The following is a 6,303-nucleotide window of genomic DNA, read 5'->3' as shown; positions in this document are numbered from 1 at the left end:
GTCGATGCGGTCGATGTTGTCCTTCGCGTTCTCGAAGCGTGTGTTCTGTTCGGCCATCGACTTGTTGATGGTCTGGATGATCTCGCGCTTGTCGGCCGTCCCGATGTCGAGCGTCGTCAAAACGCCCTGCATGTTCAAAATCGGTTCGAGCCAGTAGTCATAGACGAGCGACTGATATTTATAGACGTGGAGGCACGACAGGTAGCCGTCCCCGAGTCGGACGAAATTGGCATCGAATCGGATACCGCCCTGCGGCTGGATTTTGGCGATGACGTCGGGGTTATAGCCTTTCTCGATTTTGACGGTCTCCGGATCCTGTTGTTTAGATAACTTGTCACGCAGGCGCTGCCACATGCGCGTCACTCCTTTCTTCAGGCGTCGAGTTGCGGTTTCGTGTTCGGGTTGTTCAGTTGATAGAGCACATGGACCTTCTGGTCGAGCGTCAGCTCGCGCATCGGGTTCGAGCGGCGGAGCAGTTTAGAGAGATGTGTCTTCCGTTCGCGTAACGTCCGCTCGTCGTCGGCATAAAAAAAGAGGAGATAATCGCGATTGGTGCGATGCTCCTCGAGGTATTCGAGCTCCTGCTTCTTCTTGATTAAGAAAGGCAGGTAGGCCGGTGTTTGATTTTGTCGAATCTGTCGTTCGATGCTGATCTTCTGCCGCTCGAGACTGAGCGGTGTGTTCAGCGGCACGACCTTGAGTGGGTGCGTATATGCCTGCAGGAGATAGGCGAGCGAGAACACGTCATGATCTTTCTCCTCCTCATTTAAAGAGTAGATGTCCTTCGACGTGAGCTGAACCATGTCGAGATAGGTCCCGTCCCGCATCTCGAACGCCTCGGTCCCGGTGATGTCGACGACCGGCATCAGTTCAGCGACCGTCGGTTTGACGATGACTTTGTCTTTGACTTTCCGTTTCTCGACCACGTCCTGTTCGTCGAGCCAGGTGCCTGTGCGTCTCGGTTCTTGTAGCGACTCCTCGATAAAAGCCATCTCAATCACGTCCTTTCGTGTGCGCGTCGAGTGCGAGATAGGTGTCTTTCCGTTTGACGAGTGCGTAGTAGAGCGCGTGAACCATCCGCTTTTGTGGGTTCGTCGCCGGCCGGAGCACCATGAACAGCCCGAAAACGACGAGGAAGACCGTGAACGGGATGTGCAGCACCGACGGGATGAACGGGAGCGTCACGAGCCGGAGCACGATGAGCCCGACGAGGAACAGGAAGTCATGCAGATAGAGCATCTTATTGATCTTCAGTTCGGTCGTGACCTCGTTCGGGATCCGGTATTTGCGCATGGGTCATCACTCCTTTTTCTTGATGTTGTCAGGTTTAGGCGGCGAAGTCGGATAAATCCGTCGCGACTCATCATGGTGCTGGCTATGACGGTATGTCTGGTTCTCGCGCACCTGTTCGATGACCTCGGTCTCGACGTCGAGCACGGTCTCTTGATGGATGGTCCGGCGGGCGCGTCCTTGGCGTTTCTCTGTTGCCGTATCACTCGAATCTGTCGCAGAGGACGAAGACGAGGATGAATCGTTTGAATGTGGTGCCTCATGAGGTGTCGCTGACGTCGCGTCGTTTCTTGCTATCGATTCATTGTGACGATTGTCTGATCCGGATGTGGTATCGATGGACCCGGTGACCGGTTCGAGAGTCGATGAAGCAGGGCTTGGAGAATGACCAGATCTTGAATGATCGTGAAGTGATTCCGGTCTTTGCGTCTCCGGTGACGTTGTTTGATGATCGGGTCTACTTTCTGTATTCGATTCAGGATTCGTCGCATGGACCGATTTGGGAGATGTGCGGCCCGATGCTTCGTTCACGTGTGGAGAACCGTGCGCTTCCAACTCGGATTCTTGACCGTTGTTTGGTTGCGAAGCGTTCTTCGGACTTGTCGGTTTGTCTTGGTCAGGTTGAGTACGACTTGCGGTTTGATTCGTCTGAGCAACACCATCTGGATCGGTTTGTCTCTCGGCGTCCATCCGCTTTGAAGCTTGGGTCGCCACACTAAGCGGTGAATCACTTTGCGGCATGGCATTCGAAGCCATCCGAGCCGTCGCAGCCTCATGGAGCGATGGCATCTTCGGTGCGCCTTGTGTGGCACGCGCGACCTTCGAGACCGCGTGGGCACCGGCCGAGGTCACGCCTTTCCCGGCAGCATAGGCGCCGAGCGCGACACCCCAGCCCCGCTTGAGTCCGGCATCGATCCCGAACAGCCGCTCGACCATGTTCGGCCCGTCAATCAGCGCGACTGAGAAGGCGATGAGGGCGATTAGGTAGGCGAACCCATCCAACGTCTCCGCAAGATAGGCGGTCCCGATCGTGTACAGCTTGATGGAGACGAAGATCAGGATGATCACGAGAAACGTGTTCAAAATGCTTTGGATGACCTTCTTCGTCTTTTGGCCACTGTGCAGGTCGGCCGGTGCGACGAGGATCGCCAAGACATAGTTGAAGGCGAGCTCGAAAGACAGGCGCGCCAGTTTGTAGGCGATCGAGAAAAGCGTGAATCCCATGATCCCGAGCGTGACGAAGATGGTCAACCAGTTCGGCTGATAACGGTAGTAATACTGGTTGTTCCACTCGACGCCACCTTGATCGAGTTTCGTGGTTCCCATCGTTTCACCATTCCAGGTTAGTTTGGACTGAGAGATTTGTTCACCAGTACTTCCCAAGCGAAATTCATTGCTATCGAATACCTCGTTGATGTCGATATTTCGTAAATGACTTTGAGGCAAAGAGTTCAAAGCCTCACCTTCCAAACCGGGAAAATCGTTTCGGTCATATTCAATCAAGTCATGAATGTTTTCTCGTAAAATCTGATTTGATATCGATTCACTGGAAGAATTTTCGTCAGAGTTTTGAGTTGTGAAATCAATCGCAGTATCACTAAATTCACTTACTTGCGTCATTGTTGGAGATAAGAGTCCGAGAATGAGCAATGTGATAAACAGATTGATTAAAAATCCTTCTCGATCAAATTTCTTTTGGAAAATGATGAGGTAACCAGTGAATAAGAAGCTAGCTGCTAAAAGAACGTACAAAAAAGGTTGAATCGTAGAAACGAATTCAACCACTTGAGAGTTATTAAAAAATGTTTTCGTTAGTAATATGCTGTCAGTCACTTTTTCAAGTCCGTCAATCAATACTGCTAAGCCACGTATTAAAATCCAACCCATTGAGCGGAGGGCATCCAGTACCAGTGTACTGAGACTAAGGATATCAGTGAACTCTTGTAGCTTATTTACGACTTCGTTATCACCCATAGAATCCCTCCATTCAGAGGCTATTTAATGAAGTTAGTAACTTGATCCTTTAATTCATCTTCTGTAAGGGCAGATACATTTAATTCACGACTGATTTTACCATCAGTCATCTCGTACAATCTGCCACCTTTAAGTTCAGGATGTTCTTGAGTAGAACGTTCTTCAAGATCTTCCCCATTAGGCTGAAATGGATTGAATAAGAGAACGTCTTTCTTTTTTTCCGTGGCGACTTCTCGTACAGTATCGACGTAAGCCCCTTCATTACCTTGACTGTCGCTGTCTACAAGAACGTATGCACTTTCTTGCTCAGTTTTAATATCTGCAATTTCTTCAACAGAAGTCGTAGAAAGATAATTTGAACTTTCGGCACCACACGATGCTAAAAGCAACGAACTTCCGAGTAGGGCACCAATCAAGATTTTCCTCATAACGTTTACCCCTCCGTCAGACGATTTTCCCCTTCAATAGATCCGCGACTTTTAAATTGACGCGGAAGTCGAACCTATCTATTAGTGTAACAGTTTTCGGGGTGTCTGAGGTGTCGTCCTGATAGACGGTCAGAAAGCCATCGGTCGTCTGAATGTTGAGAACATCGCCCCGTTCGAGGCGGACGCGCTGCGTCTCGATGATTCTCGCGACGACACGCAATTCGTTCTGGATTCGCTTCTCTCTCGTACTCTCGGCCATGGGTTCGGCCTCCTCTCTACGGTGTACCTTGCTTCAGTTTCTCGAGTCGCTTCGCGATCATCGTACTCAAAAAGCTCTTCTGGCTGTCAGTGACGTCGTAAACTCCTAAGTTCAGGTTCGTCTCGAACTCAGGGAGGGAAAGTCCTCCGATGTCATGACCCTCGAACATCGAGCGGAGGATGCTGTCCTGCAACACGTCCCGTACCGTCAACGGTTTTTCTTCCTGATTCGATTGCTCACTCGTATCCGTCTCGTCTTCTGCCCTGGCGAAACGGACACGAATTTGCTCGAAGTCGAGACCGGCGTGACGACAGGGGATGTCGATGTCATGCAGGGAGCGGTCCGTGTCGAAATCGTCCGCCAGGTATTCGTAGCGGTACTTCATCGCTGTTTTGCCGCTCAGGAAGATCGGATACGACTGAATGCGCCGCTTCTTCGTGTCCTGACGCTTGATGACACGGATGATGAGCATCTCGCCTTCCTTTAGCCCCATGACCTCGGTCGCCGTCATGAGCCGGCGACCGTCCACGTTCTCCGTCTTCGATTTCTTGAGCGAGAACGTCTGCCCGGACCGTGATTTCGTGACGATGGTCGCCTCACCGAGCTTCTTCGAGATCAGTTCGGCGGTCGACTCGTCTGCGGTCAACAGATAATGTGTGTTCCCACAGTTGCCATCGATCGTTTTCCAGTCCTCGCCGTACAGGTTCTCGAGCTGAGAATAGGCCTGTATCACGAGGTTGAAGCGCATGTTCCGGCCAAGACAGACCGTGATGATGTTGGCCATGCCTTCGATCGGCGGCATGTTGCCAAACTCATCGAGTAGGAAGACGACCTGGCGTTCACATTTTCCTTGTTTCGTCTGCGAGGCGACCCGGGCGAGCGCAGTGTACACCTGTTTGATATAGAGCGACGCGATGACATTGAACGTCGGGTCATAGTCCGGGACGATCAGGAAGACCGCCACGGGACGAAGCTGGTGCATCACCTCACGGATCTGTATCGTCCCGTCGATGGAGTAGCGGAACCGTCCACTCAACTCGTCATGCGCTTCCAGCTGGATCGTCGAAGTGCTTGAGTCGGTCGAGATCTGAACGACGTCCCCAATTTGGAGTGGTGACGTATGGTATACGATGAAGCTGCCGTCGTCGTCCGTCGTGAGCGCATGGGTCGTCCCGTCGGGGAACATGAACGTGAGCCGTGTCAAAGGTTCAGTCCGTCCACTGATCCAACGGTTGAATCCGATGCGTCGCATGTCGAGCGAGTTCATCGACGTCAGCTTTCCGGTCCCGTTCAATGTGAAGATGCCGAGCTTCGCGTTCGTATTGGCCAGGATACTCGCTCGTGTCTGGCCTCCGGAGAAGTGGAGCGTCGCGAACTGGAGCCGGGCCGGGTGATTCTCCGGAAAGCGCTGAAAGAACTCGTCCAGTGCTGAGATTTCCTGCCCTTGCTGCGTGACGACCGTCCGCGACCCGAGATCCGAGAGCATCAGGGCGACGTTGTACATGTTGATCTTTTCCGGCGTGTCCTTCGCCTCCTCGCAGAGCCCGAGGATGAGCGCCGTACACAGGTCGATCGACGAGTTGGCCCAGAACGGGTCCCGTGCCTTCGGGTCATGGTACAACATGAACGCGACCGAACGCGCATACTGTTGGGCGAGCGAATAGTTCTCCTCGAGAAATGCGTCGATCGTCAGTTGCAACAGGTTGTATGACATCGATTGGAGCGGGTTCATCAGGTTCAATACCTCGACCTGATAGCCGCGCTGCTCGAGCGTCTCCTTCGAGGCGGCGAAGAGTTCGCCTTTTGGGTCGTTGATGATCAGGCTGGCCTGGTCCTTCGCCCGGCTGTACAGGTCGATCGTCGAGAAGACGAACGTCTCGCCCTTCCCGGAGCGGGTCGTCCCGATGACGAGGTTGTTGACGGGCGAGTCATCGATGAACAGCTCATTCTTGACCCGTCCGACAGGGACGCCGGCAGGTCCGTCATACCGCTTCTTCCGGTCCGGGACGCGGCGGTACTGTTGCTTCAATTCATCAAATGAGGTGAAGCGGGCGCTTCCTTTCTGATTTTCACGCAGATCTCGGAAGTTCAGCCATATCTTGCCGAATACGACCAGTCCGATGAACAGACTGAACGCCATCAGTCCGATCAAGACGGTCGAAGAGGGAAGATTCACCTCCAAGAACAAGGAGGGTGAGAGCGTTGGGATCGTCGCCCCGGCCAACAGCCCGTCTTGTACTATCGGAGTCATGATTTGTCGAATGATGTTGTAGACCCCGTTCAGCAGATAAAAAATCCCGGCCGGCACCACCAACAGGCAGAACAAGGCGGGGAAGACCAGACGTATCGGTA

General features: G+C 52.8%; 6 protein-coding genes and 1 pseudogene. All 7 read right to left on the bottom strand.

Annotated elements, in window-relative coordinates; all coding sequences use genetic code 11:
* Window positions 1-354 (bottom strand): annotated as a pseudogene (locus EVJ30_RS13075) (type IV secretion system protein VirB4); the annotation flags it as partial.
* Window positions 355-371: 17 nt separating this feature from the next.
* Window positions 372-992, bottom strand: a complete 621-nt coding sequence (locus EVJ30_RS13070; RefSeq protein WP_131469428.1) for a hypothetical protein — start codon at window positions 990-992, stop codon at window positions 372-374.
* A gap of 1 nt (window position 993) precedes the next feature.
* Window positions 994-1,293, bottom strand: coding sequence for a DUF5592 family protein (locus EVJ30_RS13065; RefSeq protein ID WP_131469426.1), 300 nt, complete (start codon window positions 1,291-1,293; stop codon window positions 994-996).
* Between the two features lie 6 nt (window positions 1,294-1,299).
* Window positions 1,300-3,264, bottom strand: coding sequence for a pLS20_p028 family conjugation system transmembrane protein (locus EVJ30_RS13060; protein ID WP_370251007.1), 1,965 nt, complete (start codon window positions 3,262-3,264; stop codon window positions 1,300-1,302).
* 20 nt (window positions 3,265-3,284) lie between these two features.
* Window positions 3,285-3,692 carry a hypothetical protein gene (locus EVJ30_RS13055; RefSeq protein ID WP_131469422.1) on the bottom strand — a complete coding sequence of 136 codons (408 nt, stop codon included), beginning with the start codon at window positions 3,690-3,692 and terminating at the stop codon, window positions 3,285-3,287.
* 16 nt (window positions 3,693-3,708) lie between these two features.
* Window positions 3,709-3,951 (bottom strand): hypothetical protein, encoded by a 243-nt coding sequence (locus EVJ30_RS13050; protein ID WP_131469420.1) that lies wholly within the window; start codon window positions 3,949-3,951, stop codon window positions 3,709-3,711.
* A gap of 16 nt (window positions 3,952-3,967) precedes the next feature.
* Entirely contained in the window at window positions 3,968-6,202 is a 2,235-nt protein-coding gene (locus EVJ30_RS13045) for a VirD4-like conjugal transfer protein, CD1115 family (protein ID WP_131469419.1), read from the bottom strand.
* Window positions 6,203-6,303: the final 101 nt, after the last annotated feature.

Origin of the sequence: Exiguobacterium sp. SH5S13, assembly GCF_004337085.1 — a bacterium.
Taxonomy (GTDB): Bacteria; Bacillota; Bacilli; order Exiguobacteriales; family Exiguobacteriaceae; genus Exiguobacterium; species Exiguobacterium aurantiacum_A.
This window is presented reverse-complemented; position numbering and strand designations above follow the sequence as displayed.

Bases quoted from the DNA above. Each gene is read 5' to 3' on its own strand.
- EVJ30_RS13070 (WP_131469428.1), bottom strand. From the start codon at position 992: ATGGCTTTTATCGAGGAGTCGCTACAAGAACCGAGACGCACAGGCACC.
- EVJ30_RS13065 (WP_131469426.1), bottom strand. From the start codon at position 1,293: ATGCGCAAATACCGGATCCCGAACGAGGTCACGACCGAACTGAAGATC.
- EVJ30_RS13060 (WP_370251007.1), bottom strand. From the start codon at position 3,264: ATGGGTGATAACGAAGTCGTAAATAAGCTACAAGAGTTCACTGATATC.
- EVJ30_RS13055 (WP_131469422.1), bottom strand. From the start codon at position 3,692: ATGAGGAAAATCTTGATTGGTGCCCTACTCGGAAGTTCGTTGCTTTTA.
- EVJ30_RS13050 (WP_131469420.1), bottom strand. From the start codon at position 3,951: ATGGCCGAGAGTACGAGAGAGAAGCGAATCCAGAACGAATTGCGTGTC.
- EVJ30_RS13045 (WP_131469419.1), bottom strand. From the start codon at position 6,202: ATGACTCCGATAGTACAAGACGGGCTGTTGGCCGGGGCGACGATCCCA.